This is a genomic window from Symbiobacterium ostreiconchae, assembly GCF_055396975.1.
Map to the genome: position 1 here is coordinate 457,931 of NZ_AP042454.1, position 14,471 is coordinate 472,401.

General features: G+C 69.9%; 15 protein-coding genes. 5 read left to right on the forward strand and 10 right to left on the reverse strand.

What is annotated here, in order from left to right:
• Positions 1 to 138: 138 nt before the first annotated feature.
• From ACZ5UM_RS02120 to ACZ5UM_RS02135, 4 genes are all read right to left on the reverse strand, one after another.
• Positions 139 to 1,344, reverse strand: coding sequence for an acetylornithine transaminase (locus ACZ5UM_RS02120; protein WP_464846729.1), 1,206 nt, complete (start codon positions 1,342 to 1,344; stop codon positions 139 to 141).
• A gap of 22 nt (positions 1,345 to 1,366) precedes the next feature.
• On the reverse strand, positions 1,367 to 2,248 hold the full coding sequence (gene argB, locus ACZ5UM_RS02125; protein ID WP_464846730.1) for an acetylglutamate kinase: 882 nt from the start codon (positions 2,246 to 2,248) through the stop codon (positions 1,367 to 1,369).
• A 75-nt stretch (positions 2,249 to 2,323) separates the two neighbouring features.
• Positions 2,324 to 3,361, reverse strand: coding sequence for a hypothetical protein (locus tag ACZ5UM_RS02130; protein ID WP_464846731.1), 1,038 nt, complete (start codon positions 3,359 to 3,361; stop codon positions 2,324 to 2,326).
• Positions 3,362 to 3,393: 32 nt separating this feature from the next.
• Positions 3,394 to 3,855 (reverse strand): NUDIX domain-containing protein, encoded by a 462-nt coding sequence (locus ACZ5UM_RS02135; protein WP_464846732.1) that lies wholly within the window; start codon positions 3,853 to 3,855, stop codon positions 3,394 to 3,396.
• A gap of 340 nt (positions 3,856 to 4,195) precedes the next feature.
• Between ACZ5UM_RS02135 and ACZ5UM_RS02140 the strand changes: the two genes are divergently transcribed.
• The 4 genes from ACZ5UM_RS02140 (at position 4,196) to ACZ5UM_RS02155 (ending at position 7,657) form a co-directional block, all read left to right on the forward strand.
• Positions 4,196 to 5,155 carry a sigma-54 interaction domain-containing protein gene (locus ACZ5UM_RS02140; protein ID WP_464846733.1) on the forward strand — a complete coding sequence of 320 codons (960 nt, stop codon included), beginning with the start codon at positions 4,196 to 4,198 and terminating at the stop codon, positions 5,153 to 5,155.
• Between the two features lie 159 nt (positions 5,156 to 5,314).
• Positions 5,315 to 7,132: an aldehyde ferredoxin oxidoreductase family protein gene (locus ACZ5UM_RS02145; RefSeq protein ID WP_464846734.1), complete on the forward strand. Its 1,818-nt coding sequence runs from the start codon at positions 5,315 to 5,317 to the stop codon at positions 7,130 to 7,132.
• The gene (locus ACZ5UM_RS02150; protein WP_464846735.1) at positions 7,129 to 7,407 is read left to right on the forward strand and encodes a ubiquitin-like small modifier protein 1; all 279 of its coding nucleotides are present in this window, start codon (positions 7,129 to 7,131) and stop codon (positions 7,405 to 7,407) included. Before ACZ5UM_RS02145 ends, ACZ5UM_RS02150 begins: the two co-directional genes overlap by 4 nt.
• A 4-nt stretch (positions 7,408 to 7,411) precedes the next feature.
• Positions 7,412 to 7,657 (forward strand): MoaD-like domain-containing protein, encoded by a 246-nt coding sequence (locus tag ACZ5UM_RS02155; RefSeq protein ID WP_464846736.1) that lies wholly within the window; start codon positions 7,412 to 7,414, stop codon positions 7,655 to 7,657.
• Positions 7,658 to 7,886: 229 nt separating this feature from the next.
• On the opposite strand, the gene argJ is transcribed toward ACZ5UM_RS02155, so the two are convergent.
• The 5 genes from argJ to ACZ5UM_RS02180 all read right to left on the reverse strand — a co-directional run bounded on the left by argJ (position 7,887) and on the right by ACZ5UM_RS02180 (position 12,178).
• On the reverse strand, positions 7,887 to 9,095 hold the full coding sequence (gene argJ / locus ACZ5UM_RS02160) for a bifunctional glutamate N-acetyltransferase/amino-acid acetyltransferase ArgJ (protein ID WP_464846737.1): 1,209 nt from the start codon (positions 9,093 to 9,095) through the stop codon (positions 7,887 to 7,889).
• Positions 9,096 to 9,103: 8 nt separating this feature from the next.
• Positions 9,104 to 9,631, reverse strand: a complete 528-nt coding sequence (locus tag ACZ5UM_RS02165; RefSeq protein ID WP_464846738.1) for an N-acetyltransferase — start codon at positions 9,629 to 9,631, stop codon at positions 9,104 to 9,106.
• Between the two features lie 38 nt (positions 9,632 to 9,669).
• Positions 9,670 to 10,716 (reverse strand): N-acetyl-gamma-glutamyl-phosphate reductase, encoded by a 1,047-nt coding sequence (gene argC / locus ACZ5UM_RS02170; RefSeq protein WP_464846739.1) that lies wholly within the window; start codon positions 10,714 to 10,716, stop codon positions 9,670 to 9,672.
• Between the two features lie 162 nt (positions 10,717 to 10,878).
• A complete protein-coding gene (locus ACZ5UM_RS02175) occupies positions 10,879 to 11,658 on the reverse strand; it encodes a hypothetical protein (RefSeq protein ID WP_464846740.1) in 780 nt (259 codons plus the stop codon).
• The gene (locus ACZ5UM_RS02180) at positions 11,636 to 12,178 is read right to left on the reverse strand and encodes a hypothetical protein (protein ID WP_464846741.1); all 543 of its coding nucleotides are present in this window, start codon (positions 12,176 to 12,178) and stop codon (positions 11,636 to 11,638) included. Before ACZ5UM_RS02180 ends, ACZ5UM_RS02175 begins: the two co-directional genes overlap by 23 nt.
• 226 nt (positions 12,179 to 12,404) lie before the next feature.
• On the opposite strand from ACZ5UM_RS02180, the gene ACZ5UM_RS02185 reads away from it, so the two are divergent.
• A complete protein-coding gene (locus ACZ5UM_RS02185) occupies positions 12,405 to 13,574 on the forward strand; it encodes a hypothetical protein (protein WP_464846742.1) in 1,170 nt (389 codons plus the stop codon).
• A gap of 19 nt (positions 13,575 to 13,593) precedes the next feature.
• Here ACZ5UM_RS02185 and ACZ5UM_RS02190 read toward each other — a convergent pair whose 3' ends face one another.
• Positions 13,594 to 14,376, reverse strand: a complete 783-nt coding sequence (locus tag ACZ5UM_RS02190) for an HAD family hydrolase (protein WP_464846743.1) — start codon at positions 14,374 to 14,376, stop codon at positions 13,594 to 13,596.
• Positions 14,377 to 14,471 lie beyond the last annotated feature (95 nt).

Below are 14,471 nucleotides of genomic sequence, written 5' to 3' on the forward strand. Positions count from 1 at the left end.
CACGACCTGGTGCGCTTCTCATCTTCTTTCTCAGAAGGCGGACTCCTCTTGCCAAGAGAAAGGAGGCCCAAGACATACCCAGCTCATACCCAGTGACGAACACGAAGCGGTGCACTTGGGGTGCACCGCTTCTCGTCTCTAGCTCACCGCCGCCAGCGCCTGATCGAGAATCTCCAGCGCCCGGTCGCAGTCCGCCTCGGTGATGATGTAGGGCGGCAGCAGCCGCACGACCGTATCCGCCGTCACGTTGACCAGCAGCCCCAGCTCGTGGCACTTCGCCAGCACCGGCCCGGCCGGCCGGGTCAGCTCGATGCCGAGCATCAGCCCCATGCCCCGGACCTCCCTGACCAGGTCCGGGTGCCTTGCCTGCAGCCGCCTGAGCCCCGCCAGCAGGTACTCGCCCATGGCCGCGGCCCGGGCGGGCAGGTCCTCCGCCAGCAGCGTCTTCACCGTGGCCAGCGCCGCGGCGCACGCCAGCGGGCTGCCGCCGAAGGTGGTGCCGTGGTCGCCCGGCGCAAAGCCCGAAGCCGCCTCTTCGGTCGCGCAGATGGCCCCGATCGGGACGCCGCCGCCCAGACCCTTGGCCAGCGTGATGATGTCGGGCTTCACCCCGAAGGCCTGCCAGGCGAAGAGCCGCCCCACGCGGCCCATGCCGCACTGGATCTCGTCGAAGATCAGGAGGGCGCCGTGCTCGTCACAGACGGCCCGGGCCGCCTCCAGAAACGCCTGCGGCAGGGGATGCACCCCGCCCTCGCCCTGCACCGGCTCCAGGATCACCGCGGCCGTCCGCTCGGTCACGGCAGCCTTCAGGGACTCGATGTCGCCGGCTTCCGCGTAGTCAAACCCCTCCGGCAGGGGGCCGAACCCCTCCTGGATCGCCGGCTTCGCGGTGGCCGTCACCGTGGCCAGGGTGCGGCCGTGGAAGGAGTGGGTCAGCGATACGATGCGGTTCTTCTCCTTGTGCCCCTTGCGCCACTGGTACTTGCGGGCCAGCTTGATCGCGCCCTCGTTGGCCTCCGCGCCGGAGTTGCAGAAGAACACCCGGTCGAGCCCGCCGCTCTGCGTGAGCAGCTCGGCCAGCTCGGCCATCGGCTCGCTGTAATATAGGTTGGAGCAGTGAATCAGCCTGGCCGCCTGGGCGGCGATCGCCGACACCACCGCCGGGTGGGCGTGGCCGAGCACGTTGACCGCGATGCCCCCGAGGAAGTCCAGGTACGCCCTCCCGTCGGCATCCCAGCAGCGCGCCCCCTCCCCCCGCACGAGGGCGATCGGGTACCGCCCGTAGGTCTTCATCGTGTACGCGTCCGCCTTCGCCATCAGCGCGGCGCTCTTCGTCCCGGTCATGCCCGCCATCGCCGTCCTTCCGCTACTTGATCACCATGGTGCCGACGCCCTCGTCGGTGAAGATCTCCAGGAGCAGGCTGTGGGGCACCCGCCCGTCGATGATGTGCACCCGGTTGACGCCGCCTTCCAGCGCCGTGAGGCAGCACTGGAGCTTGGGGATCATCCCGCCCTCCAGCTTGCCCCGGGCGATCCACGCCTGCACCTCCTGGGCCGTCACCCGGCTGAGCACGCTGGAGGGGTCGTCCTTGTCCGCCCGGACCCCCTCCACGTCGGTCAGCAGCACCAGCTTCTCGGCCTGCATGGCGGCCGCGATGGCGCCGGCCACCGTATCGGCGTTGATGTTGTACGGCTGCCCCCCGGGGCCCACGCCGATCGGCGCGATCACCGGCACGAACCCCGCGCGGGTGAGCGCGGTGAGCACCTCGGTGTCCACCGAGGCGACGTCGCCGACGTACCCCAGATCCACCATCTCGCCGGTCTCGGCGGAACGGTGCAGGTGGCGCACCGCCCGGATCAGGCCGGCGTCCTGCCCAGAGAGGCCCACCGCCTTCACGCCCTGGGCGCAGAGGTGGGTCACGATCTCCCGGTTGGTCTTGCCCACCAGCACCATCTGGGCGATGGCCATGGTCGCCGCGTCGGTCACCCGGAGTCCGTCGACGAACTGCGGCTCGATGCCCATCTTCCGGGCCATCTCCGAGACTTCGGGCCCGCCGCCGTGCACCACAATCGGGTGCATGCCCACATACTTCATCAGCGCGATATCCTGCATGACGGCGGCCTTCAGGTCTGCGGCAGCCATGGCCGCCCCGCCGTACTTGATGACCACCGTCTTCCCGGAGAACTGTCGGATATAGGGCAGCGCCTCGGCCAGCACCGCCGCCTTGTCGAGCGCCTGCTGATCCACGGGTTCCGCCTCCCGGGGTGGGTTTGCATAATTATACTTCAGGGTGAATGCATATTCAAGGGGAGCCTCCCGCCCTCACATGGGCAGCGGCTCCCTTCCCTGCAGGCCGTGGCCCGCTTCCTGCGCCTCGTAGCGGGCCCGGTTCTGGCACGCTTCGCAGATGTAGATCTCTCCGGCTACCAGGTTCACCGGCACAGGCTTCCCGCATAGAGAACAGCGGAGGCGGCTGTCCTGCTCCGCCTGCACGGCTGCAGCCGCCTGCCCGCCGGTACCCGGCGCGCCGGCATCCGCCCCGGCGCTGAACAGCGGCTCGCCGGCCAGCGCCTTCCTGAGCTGGACCAGCGCATCCGCTCCGCCATACCGGCGGACCAGCTTCAGGGCCGGGTACCGGGGATCGTCCGTGCGCACCAGGACCCGGCTCTCGCCCACCGGCTCGACGGACCGGACGCGCGCCAACGGGATTCGGTGGACCACGCCGCGGCTGCCGAGGAACCAGAGCGTGCCGTCGCACAGCACGAGGCTCGTGCCTTTGAAGATGCGGTCATGGAACCCGAAGAGCACCGGAAGCGCAAACAGGAACCCGGGGTGATTCGTCCACACGCTCAGCACCACCACCGCCAGGATGCCGAGTGCGAAACCCGCCGCCCGGCTCCGGGCGGCCGTGCGCAGCATGAGCGGCACCGCCAGCTCCGCCTCCCGGACCGTGCGCGGCACTTCGCCGGGCGGGGCGGCCCTCGCGTGCTCAGCGGCCCGTGCCACGGCCTCCCGGAACCCCGGCGGCGTCTCCATGGAGATGCGCCTCTTCGCCCGGCCTTCCGTCCAGCGGACCTGCCACCCCCGCCGCACGGGAATGATCTCGGCAGCGGCCAGGGGAATGACCTGGATCACCGCCAGGGACCCCACGCGCAGCACCGGCCCGCTGAGCAGGGTGATCCGGTTGCGCCGGTTCTCCCCCACCACCACGATGAGGGAAAGGAACATCAGGAGGTGCACGAAGTCCAGTTCCCTGCCGCGCACTTCCCAGCTCGCGTAATGGGCAAGCACCAGAAGCAGGACCATTCCCGCCTGCGCCCATGGCTCCCACGGCCTGGCGGGCACCAGTTGGACCGGCAACCCGTCTCCCTCCCGTGACCCTCGCGCCTTCTCTACTTCTGCACCGCCTGGCGGGGAATGGGCGGCGGCAGCCGGCGCCGGCGGCGCGGTTCGAATCCCAGCACCCTGGCCACCTGCGGCAGATTCCGGCGGCCCCACCCGCCGCACCGGCCCGGGTCGGTCAGGTCCACCCACTCCAGCGCCCCGATGGAATCGTTGGTCGCGGGATCCTTGCCCACCTGCGGGCGCCCCTTCTTGATATAGCACCGGAAGAAGTAGCGGACGTAGTCCCGGCCCGGCGGCGCCTCCTTCAGGACCATGGGCCCTACCTCCACCTCGACGGAGCACTCTTCCATCAGCTCCCGCCGCAGGGCCTCTTCCAAGGTTTCGCCCGGCTCCAGGGTGCCTCCGGGGAAGTTCCAGTACCAGGCGTTCTCCTCGGGGTAGTAGTACCGGACCAGCAGCAGGCGGCCATTTTCCACGATGAGGGCGTACGCTTTCTGACGCTTGGTCACGCTCTCTCCCTCCCGCTCAGCCGATTCTCTATGATTTCGGCCTCGCGGGTATCCTTCCTGCCCGCAAAATGGTCTTGTATAGATAAAAAGTGCAGATGCCATCACCAAAGACCATTTTTCGCACGAAGCACAGGGAGGCCGGGAGCGCGGAGCGAACTACACTAAGGACAGCGTAATCGATGTGACCATACCCGGATGCTGTGCTGGCACATTGCGCCTAGCGGTAACCGTAGTCCCTGCGGCGGAAGCCGTCTGCTTCCTGCGCCCCGGGAGCGTCGTCGCTTCCGGGGTTGTGCAACGGAGGCGCGCCGCGCCACCGAGTTCAGGAGGAGGTGGGGGAATGGGCTCCTCAATCCAGGAAGCCAGGACCCCGTCGTGTTCGGGGCAGGACCCGTTCTCGGGGCTGATCGGGTGCGACCCGCGCTGGCTCCGGGCGCTGACAAGAGCCCGGAAGGCGGCCCGGACCTCGGCCACCGTGCTGATCACCGGGGAGACGGGCACCGGCAAGGAACTGGTCGCCCGGGCCATTCACGCGGCCAGCGACCGGGCCGACGGCCCGTTTATCGCCATCAACGCCGGCACGTTGCTGCCCGACCTGCTGGCCAGCGAACTGTTCGGGTACGAGCCCGGGATGTTCACGGGCGGCCATCCGAAGGGCCGAACCGGACTGATTCAGTCGGCCGACGGCGGCACGCTCTTTCTCGACGAGGTCAGCGAACTGCCGTACGAGGCGCAGGTGGCGCTGCTCCGCACGCTCCAGGAGGGCGAGGTGCTGCGCGTGGGCGGCCACCGGCCGATCCCGGTGGACGTGCGGGTGGTGGCCGCGACCAACCGCGATCTGAAGGAGATGGTGCGCCAGGGCAAGTTCCGGCAAGACCTGTACTACCGGCTGAGCGTCATCCCGGTGCACCTGCCGCCGCTCCGGGAGCGGCCGCGCGATATCATCCCGCTGGTGGTGCACGGGTACCAGCGCCTGGGCCGGCCGGTGCCGCGCCTGCCCCTCAGCTCCTGGAGGCAACTGTGCCGGTACGACTGGCCGGGGAACGTGCGGGAGCTGCTCAACCTGGTGCAGCTGGCCGTCACCCTTGACGAGGATCCGGCCGAACTGCTGCCCCTTCCGCCGCTGCCCCGGTCCAAGGCCGAACCCGGGCCGGAGGGCGAGGAGGCCGCCATCCGGGAAGCGCTCGATCACTGCGGCGGCAACGTCTCGGCCGCGGCCCGGGCACTGGGGATGAGCCGCTCGACCCTCTACCGCAAGCTGGAACTGTACGGCATCCGGCTCAGACGCCAGGTGGAATGAGACAGGTGTTTCACACAGGTGTCCCGCGCGGGACACCTGTTTTGCATCGGGCAGCGCCGCAAACCCGCGTCGCATCAGTGGCACGGAACTTGCATTTCTATCACGGACAGATCGGTCCCCTGGCGGATCGAGAATCACAACGGTGTGGAGGGGATGCCTGTGACCTTAGGTGGCTACGCAGACCGCATCGCACGCATCAACCTGACCAGCGGCACCGTCGAGTACGGCAAGGTGGAGCGGGAGCTGCTCCGCAAGTACATCGGCGGCCGCGGGCTGGGCGTCAAGTTCGTGTTCGACAACGGTCCCAAGGTCGACCCGTTCTCGCCCGACAATCTCCTGGCGATCATGAACGGTCCCTGCACCGGATCCGCCGTTCCCATGTCCGGCCGTCTGGCCATCGTGACCAAGTCTCCGCTCACCGGCACCATCACCGACTCCCACATGGGCGGCTTCACCGCGGCGCGGTTGCGCTGGGCGGGCTTCGACGGCCTACTGATCAGGGGCCGGGCCTGGAAGCCGGTCTACCTGGTGGTGAAGGACGGTACCGTCACCATCGAAGACGCCTCCCACCTGTGGGGCCTGGGCGTCCGGGCCACCGTGCGCGCCCTGCAGGAGAAGTACGGCAAGGAGAACACCTCCGTCATGGCCATCGGCCCCGCGGGCGAGCGGCTGGTGCGCTTCGCGGGCTGGCTGAACGAGCACGACCGGGCTTCGGGCCGCGGCGGCACCGGCGCGGTGGGCGGTTCGAAGAACCTGAAGGCCATCGTCATCATCGGCGACCGCGATGGCCAGCCGCAGCCGCTGCCTGAGCGGAAGGAGGCCTTCCAGGAGGCCGTGCGCATGGGCCAGAAGGCGATCCTCGCCGGTGCGCTCACGGCGCCCAACAAGGGCGGCCTCTCCCTCTACGGGACCAACGTGCTGATGAACATCCTCAACGAGGCCGGCTCCCTGCCCACCCGCAACGCGAAGACGAGCCACTTCGAGCACGGTGAGGCCATCAGCGGTGAGGCTTTCCGCGAGTTCAACCTCGTCTCCGAGCCGGTCTGCCACGCCTGCCCGGTGCACTGCAAGAAGGAGGTCGAGGTCAAGGAGGGCCGCTGGAAGTCCAAGACCGAGTCGATGGAGTACGAGACCGCATGGGCCCTGGGTGCGCTCTGCGGGCTGGGCGACCGCGACCCGCTCATCTACATGCTCGACCAGTGCAACGACTACGGCCTGGACACCATCGAAATGGGCGTCACCCTGGCCATGGCCATGGAGGCCTCCGAGAAGGGGCTCACGCCTGAGGTGATCAACTGGGGCGACGCCGAGAAGATGTCGGAGCTGATCCGCAAGACCGCCTACCGGGAGGGCTTCGGCGACATCCTGGCCAACGGCGCCTACGGCGCGGCCAAGATCCTGGGCGATCCGGACATGGCGCTGTCGGTCAAGGGCCAGGGCATCCCGGCCTACGACCCGCGCGGCGTGCAGGGCATCGGCCTGGGCTACGCCACCTCCAACCGCGGCGCCTGCCACCTGCGGGGCTACACCATCGCGTCCGAGATCGCCGGCATTCCGTTCGCCACCGACCGCACGGTCACCGAGGGGAAGGCCGAGCTGCTGAAGACCTTCCAGGATCTGTTCGGTTTCCTGGATTCCATGGACGTCTGCAAGTTCGCCAGCTTCTCGGAAGGCGCCGAGGAGTTCTCCGCCCAGGTGCGTGCGCTGACGGGCTTCGAGGACATCACGCCCGAGGAGGCCATGCGCATCGGCGAACGGGTCTACAACCTGGAGCGCTACTACAACAACCTGAACGGGTTCACCGGCGAGGACGACACGCTGCCCAAGCGGTTCTTCACCGAGCCCGCCACCCACAACTCGGCCGGCATGCTGTCGCAGCTGCCCGTCATGCTGGAGGAGTACTACCGGCTGCGGGGCTGGAAGAACAGCGTCGTGCCCGAGGAGAAACTCATTGAACTGGAGATCATCGAAGGGTGATCGTGAAGCTGTTCGGCAGCCTGCGCCAGCACGGCGGAGGCAGCCGGGTGGAGGTGGACCTGGGCGAGGGGCGCACGGTGGCCGACCTGCTGGAGCGGCTCTTCGCCCTTCGCCCGGCCCTCAGGCCACACGTCGTCACGCCGGAGGGGGACGCGCTGCTCCCTCACGTGAACATCATGCTGAACGGCCGGTTGATTCGCGACCTGCAGGGCTTGCAGACGCCGGTGTCCGAGCAGGACAGCGTCGCCATCTTCCCGCCGTCCGCCGGGGGGTAGCGCCGTGGTCCTGGACCTGCGCGGCAGCACGCCGGACCAGATCCGCGAGTACCTGATCGGCCTGGGCGGCACGCCCGGTCCCGACGGCGCCCTGGCCGGCCCGGGCTGGACGGCCCGGCTGGAGGCCGGCGAACACCGGGCCTTCGGGGCGGTGTGGCCGCGGGTGGTGGTGACCTTCTCCGGCGATCCCCAGTCGGTGGCCCGGGTGGTCAGCGGCCTTCGCCTGCGGGCCATGCGCGGCGGCGGGTAGGCGGTGCGCGTGAGGAAACTGCACATGAACCCCGGGGGCTGAAAGGTTCCCCCGGGGTTTCCGTCTGCCTTCTGCGCGAGCGGGAGACGGGCGACAAGCTGATCGCCCTGCTGGGCGGGATGCTCCGGGAGCGGGCCGACAGCATGGGCTGGACGGCGGGCCGGGTCGGCATGGATGAAACAGGCGGAGACGCTGGGCTCCCGCGTCTCCGCCTGTTGCGCTTGAAGGGTCAGGTCCGGTAGCTGCCGTTGATCTTCACGTAATCGCACGTCAGGTCGCAGCCCCAGGCCGTGGCCTCGCACTCGCCCGCGTGCAGATCGGCGGTGAAGACGACCTCCGCCTGCTTCAGCACCCGGGCCGCCGCCGCCTCGTCGAAGGGCACCGGCTCGCCGGCGCGCATCATCTGCACGTCCCCCAGCCAGAGGTCCACCCGCCCGAGGTCGAACGATGCCCCTGAGTAGCCCAGGGCAGCCAGCACACGGCCCCAGTTGGCGTCCTCCCCGAAGACCGCCGCCTTCACCAGGCTGGAGCCGCAGACCGCCCGGGCCGCCCGGCGGGCGTCGGAGAGGCTCGCCGCCCCCTTCACCCGCACCTCGATCAGCTTGGTCGCGCCCTCGCCGTCCCGGGCGATCTCCTTGGCCAGGTGGATAAGGACCGCCGCCAGCGCGTCGGCGAACGCCCGGTAGTGGGCGGAGTCGAGCGTGATCCTCGGATTGCCGGCCAGGCCGTTGGCCAGGACGACGACCATGTCGTTGGTCGAGGTGTCCCCGTCCACCGTGATCATGTTGAACGAGCGCTCCGTCGCCTCCTGCAGCGCGGCCTGGAGCGCCCCGGCCTCCACGTCGGCGTCGGTGGTGACGAACCCCAGCATCGTCGCCATGTTGGGGTGGATCATGCCCGAGCCCTTGGCCATCGCCCCGAGGGTGACCGCCGTGCCGCCCAGGTCCAGACGCACCGCGATCTGCTTCGGACGGGTGTCGGTGGTCATGATGGCCCGTGCGGCATCGTCGCCGCCGTCCTCCGAGAGCGCGGCCGCCGCCGCGGCGATACCCGCCGCCACCCGGTCCATCGGCAGCGGCACGCCGATCACACCCGTGGACGCCACCCCGACCCGCTCCGGCGGGATCCCCAGGGCAGCTCCGGCCAGCCGGGCCATCTCGGCGGCATCCCGAAGCCCCTGTTCGCCGGTGCACGCGTTGGCGTTTCCGGAGTTGGCCACCACGGCCTGGAGCTGCCCGGTCTGGGTCCGCTCCCGGGTCAGCAGCACGGGGGCAGCCTTCACCAGATTGGTGGTGTAGACGCCCGCCGCCGTGCAGGGGACCCGCGAGGCCAGCAGGGCCACGTCCTTCTTGGTGCCGCCCTTCCCCTTGATGTCTGCGCACACGCCGGCGGCCACGAAGCCGGCCGGCGCCGTCACGCCGCCTGCCACGTACTGCATCTCCTCATCTACCCCTTTACCCAGTTCGGCCGTGCCACCAGCGGAATCTCGTAGGTCTCCTCGTCCAGCTCCTCCGGCGGCACCAGGAGCCGCATCATCGCGATCTCATCGCAGTTGTGGAACTTGTCGCAGTAAATGCATTCCTTCCAGACCTTCTGCGGGAGGCTCTCCTTCGGCACGACCTCGAAGCCGCACTTCCCGAAGAAGCCTGGCTGGTAGGTGAGGGCGAAGACCCGCTTCAGGCCCAGGCTGCGGGCCTCCTCCAGCAGGTGCTCCACCAGGCCGCGCCCCACCCCCCTGCCGGTGAGGCCGGGCCGCACCGCCAGGGAGCAGATCTCGGCCAGATCCCGCCACATGATGTGCAGGCCGCCTACGCCCAGCACCTGGCCGTCGTCGTCCACCGCCACGGTAAAGTCGCGCACAGATTCGTAGAGCATCATCAGCGGCCGCCGGAGCATGAGCCCCTGTGCGGCGTAGCCGTTGATAATCTCGTGGGCCGCGGGAATGTCGGCCATGGTGGCCTTCCGGAACAACATGCGAACCCCTCCCGGGGAGATCAGTGGGAAACCGCGGATCAGGGATAGACCGGCGCGCTGTGGAGCAGCCCGGTGGTTTCGGGAAGGCCGAAGAGCAGGTTCATGTTCTGGATGGCCTGGCCGGCGGCCCCCTTCACCAGGTTGTCGATGACGCTGACGACCAGCACCCGGCCCGTGCGCGGGTCCACCCGGAGGCCGATGTCGCAGTAGTTGGAGCCCCAGACCTGCTTGGTGGTGGGCAGGTCGCCCGCCGGGCGCACCCGTACGAAGGGCTCGCCCGCGTAGAACTCCCGGAACAGGTCGGCCAGCTGCTCCGTGGTGCGGTGTTCCTTCAACGTGAAGTAGCCGGTGGCCAGGATGCCCCGGGTCATGGGAACCAGGTGCGGGGTGAAGCTGACCAGCACCGGCTCGCCCGCCAGGTCCGAGAGGGTCTGCTCGATCTCCGGCGTGTGCCGATGGGTCCCGGCGATGTTGTAGGCCTTGAAGTTTTCGTTGACCTCCGAGAAGTGCACGCCGAGGCTCACCCCCCGGCCGGCGCCGGAGACGCCGGACTTGGCGTCGAAGATGATGCCGGTCGTCTCCACCACGCCTGCCTTCAAGAGCGGCGCCGCCGCCAGCGCGCACGCGGTGGGGTAGCAGCCGGGGTTGCCCACCAGCCGGGCGCCCCGGATCTGCTCCCGGTACAGCTCCGGCAGGCCGTAGACCGCCTCGGCCAGGAGCGCGGGCGCCGTGTGCGGCTTCTTGTACCACTGCTCGTAGACCGCCACGTCCCGCAGGCGGAAGTCGGCCCCCAGGTCGATCAGCCGCCGGCCCGCCGCCAGCACCGCCGGCGCCAGGGCCATGGTGAGGCCGTGGGGCAGCGAGGTGAAGACCACGTCGCACGCCGCCAGGGCCTCGGGCGTCGCCTCCTGGCCGACCAGGTCCGCCCGCCCGCCCAGGTGCGGGTACACCTCGGCCAGGCGCTGTCCCTGGTAGCTCTCGGTGCCGGCCACCACCACCTCCGCCTCGGGGTGCAGCCCCAGCAGCCGGATCAGCTCCACGCCGGTGTAGCCGGTGGCCCCGGCGATGCCCACACGTATCGTCATCCTTGCGGCCCCCCACCCCAGTTCTTGTTGCATAATCATAACGCTATGTGTATAAAGATGCAATCCCCGGAATGCCCCTTGGGGCACCGGACCTCTCCATGATAAATCCATCCCGGGCCCTGTCCAAAGGAGCCCGGGATGTTTCTTGCTGGAAAACCGCCGTCAGCCCCGGTTCCGGGCCTCCGGCGCCATCCGGATGACCACTTCGACCTCGTCTCCCACCGCCGCGCCCACCGACACCGTGACCGGGTGATCCTTCAGCGCCGCCCGCAGCCGCCCGGCCAGTGCGGCAGCCTCTGCGCCGGCGCAGCGGACGCAGATGGCCTCCTCGTCGCGGCTGCCGTCCTCCCGGGTGGCGTAGGGCAGGGCGCGGCGGCGGCTGGTCGCCTCCACCAGACCCACCACCGGGTCCGGCACCGGCCGCCGGACCAGCGGCCCGGCGGACAGATTCCCTTCCGCTGAGGTGGGGAACGCCAGCCGGACCAGCCCCCGGAAGAAGAAGTAGAACGTGCCGCTCTGCAGGGCCAGCTGGTGCACAAACTCGCCGGATCCTGCCAGGGGGACCAGCACGTACCGCACCGCCAGCAGCGGCACCGCGTAGGCGTACAGGCTGGATCCGGCGCGCCGGCGCAGCACCAGGCCGAGCGCCGGCAGGACGAGCCCCGCCGCCAGGGGGGTCCAGTGAACCGCAGCGGCTTGGCCCGGGCCGATGTACAGGAGTCCCAGCGCCGCCAGCCCCACCGCCAGCAGGACCGGCTCCCGCAAGCGGCGGGCGGCCAGGTTGGCCAGGGCGTACAGCGCGACAAAGGCCATACCCATCAGGAAGCCCACGAGGAAGAGCGGCCATGAGGGGGAGCGGCCGGAAAGCCAGGGGACCCCGGCGGCCGCGAACAGCGCCGTGCCAAGCAAGAGCAGCAGCTCAACGATCAGCAGTCTCGTCAACGCCATCCCCCCACCTCGGCGCCGCCCACTCCCGCAGCAGGGCCAGCAGCCGCGGCGAGGGCCGGATGGCCACCGCCCGGCGCAGGCCGTCCGGGCCGCGCCCGATCACCACCCAGCAGGCCGTGCGGGCCAGCACGACCGGCGGGTACCATTCCACGTCCGGAACCTCCAGCTCCCCGGCCGCCGAGCCGCTCCCATCCCACCGTCGGAGCCAGCGTTGCAGGCGGATGGGGTGGCCGAGGTCGAACTCCACCGCCCGGCGCCCCTGCGCGACCCGGAACTGCCGCTGACCGAGTTCGTAGCGGATCGTCAGCAGCGCGTAAGCCAGGAACCCGAGATAGACCGCCAGACCCAGCAGCAGGAAGAGGCCGGTGAACTCCAGCGGGCGGGCCGCGCCGGGCGCCGCCCGGATGCGCGCGATCAGCCAGCCGCCGGTCAGGCAGACGGCCAGCAGCAGGGCGCCGACCAGGCACCGCTCCGCACGGGTCTCAGGCCGCTCCTGGTAGTGACCGTCCCCCAAGACCTCTCCCTCCCATGAACCGTTTCAGCATAGACGTTCTGCCACAAGACCGGCATTTCCTCTCCAGGGGCCACGCCAATTGGCACACGAACGCACCGAAATGCGAGACGAATGTGCTATTCGAATTGCCCCATAATGGTTCTAAGCTGGTATGTTCGGACACCCGGTCCAATGGTAAGGTGAAAGTGGAGGAACAGACCGCTCCGGCTGAAAGGGGGCTGATCGTATGACGAACATCGTCCACCCGCGTCCGGCGACATGTCCGCACGAACCGTTCGCCCAGCGCACCGCCGGCGGCCTGTTCGCGGCTCCCTGGACCGGCCGGTCGCCTGCGGATGAGATCGCGAGCGTCGAAAGCCTGTCGGCCCGCCTGAACCAGGAACCTGCACACCGGGAGGACATCACCCTCGCCCTGGGCCATCTCCTGGCCGTGCGCGGCCACTGCCAGCGAGCGGCCTCCGCCCTGGAACATCTCACCTGCCGCAAGCACTATGCCGAAGCGCTGAAAGAATGCGAGTCGGCGCTGTTCCGGCTGCACAGCTGTGAAGGCGCCGATGCAGCCGCCCTCACGGCCTGGGCGATGGGGGTCCACGCCCTGATCCGCGCCCAGCTGACCCTGACGGAGGACCCCGCCGCAGCCCGCGCCCTGGCGTCGGAAGCCCTGGCCCGGCTGAGCGGCCCGCACACGGCCCTGACCCGCGGCGCCGAGGCCGACGCCCTGTCGGCCCTGCGGCTCCAGCGGGAGACGGCTGAACTCGAAAACCGGCTCCTGCAGCTGCCCGAGGACGTGCGCGCCGTGACCGACGCGGCTGAGCAGGCCGCGGAGAGCCAGCTGCAGACCCTCAACCTGGCCGTCTCCGCACTGCGCCGGCGCTTCGACCAGGCGTTTGCCTGGACGGTGGGCTGGGGCGCCCTCAACCTGCTGCTCATGGCTGCGGCCCCGCTCAACGCCCTCTGGCTGCCGACCGTTCCCTGGTCGATTCCGTTCATCGTGCTGCTGCCCGTCCTCTGGTGGGCGACGTGGGCCCTGCCCTTCCGCGACGGGCTGCCCTTCTTCGCCGCCGTCCGCCAGCTGCGGGTGCAGGCGATTGCGGACCTGCGGGAAGCCGCGGGGGACCTGACGCCTCCCCGGGAGCGGCTGGCGGCGGAACTGGAGCCGCTGCTCGAGTTCGGCGCGGAGGCGGAGCGGCGGCTGCGCCGGTTCTACCTCTTCCGGATGCCCGAGCAGTACGAGACGGTGTGGAAGGCCCGGGCCATCGCCGAGGGCGCGCTGGACCGGCTCCGGGGCGCCTGGATCGCGGACATGATCGACGCGCCGGCCGCACCGCTCCGGGAGGTGCTGAAGACGAGCGAGCGGGTCTCGGCCATCATCGGCGTGCGCCTGGCCGAGTCGTGAGAACCACGGCCCCGTCCCGTCACCCCCGCTTCTCCAGCCACGGGAGAAGCGCAGAGAGATCCGTACACTCCAAGTCGGCCGGGTAGCGCGCATCGCGGGCCCGGCCGACCCGCTGCACCCACACGGTCAGCAGGCCGGCGGCCCGTCCGCCGGCCACGTCGCGCCCGGGGTTGTCCCCGACCATCACGGCCTCCTCCGGCGCGACGCCCAGCTCCCGGCAGATATGGTGGAAGATCCCCGGGTCGGGCTTGCCGCAGTCGATCTCCCCCGAGATCGCCACGGCGTCAAACTCCTTATCCAGGCCGGACCCGGCCAGCTTGGTGCGCTGCAGGTCGGGCACGCCGTTGGTCACGATGCCCAGCCGGTAATCCCGCGCCCGCAGCGCGGCCAGCAGCGGGTCCACCTCGGGATAGCGCGGGTACCGCCGCCGGGCGTCCATGAACCGCTCGGCCATCGCGGCGGCCAGCGCGTCGTCCTGCACCCCCTGTGCGGCCAGGGCACGGCGCCACACGGCCACCCGGTAGCCCGGCGCCCACGCCCGGAGCCCGAGAATATCCGGGTGGTCACCCCGGTCGTAACGGGCCCACAGCCCCTCGGCTGCGCTGTGGCCGATGCGCTCACAGTACGCGGCGTGGGGCCCCTCGGCCCACAGACGCCGGGCCTCTTCCCAGGCCCGGGCCGCCAGCTGCCCGGCATCCACCCCCGGCCCGGCCAGCGCCGCCGCAGCCATGAACGCCTCCCGCGTGACGGCTTCGTCGAGGATCAGCGTCTCATCCAGGTCGAACAGGACCGCCCTGATCAAACGGTTCACCTCCTGCTGTTTGAGCCATATTATCACATCGCGGGCAAAGGCGAAGACCCCCTGGCACATCGCCAGGGGGTCGCTCTTGCCGCCGG

What these genes read in the sequence shown, in the direction of transcription:
- ACZ5UM_RS02120 (WP_464846729.1), bottom strand. Translation starts at nt 1,344, where the DNA reads ATGACCGGGACGAAGAGCGCCGCGCTGATGGCGAAGGCGGACGCGTAC.
- ACZ5UM_RS02140 (WP_464846733.1), top strand. Translation starts at nt 4,196, where the DNA reads ATGGGCTCCTCAATCCAGGAAGCCAGGACCCCGTCGTGTTCGGGGCAG.
- argJ (WP_464846737.1), bottom strand. Translation starts at nt 9,095, where the DNA reads ATGCAGTACGTGGCAGGCGGCGTGACGGCGCCGGCCGGCTTCGTGGCC.
- ACZ5UM_RS02165 (WP_464846738.1), bottom strand. Translation starts at nt 9,631, where the DNA reads ATGTTGTTCCGGAAGGCCACCATGGCCGACATTCCCGCGGCCCACGAG.
- argC (WP_464846739.1), bottom strand. Translation starts at nt 10,716, where the DNA reads ATGACGATACGTGTGGGCATCGCCGGGGCCACCGGCTACACCGGCGTG.
- ACZ5UM_RS02185 (WP_464846742.1), top strand. Translation starts at nt 12,405, where the DNA reads ATGACGAACATCGTCCACCCGCGTCCGGCGACATGTCCGCACGAACCG.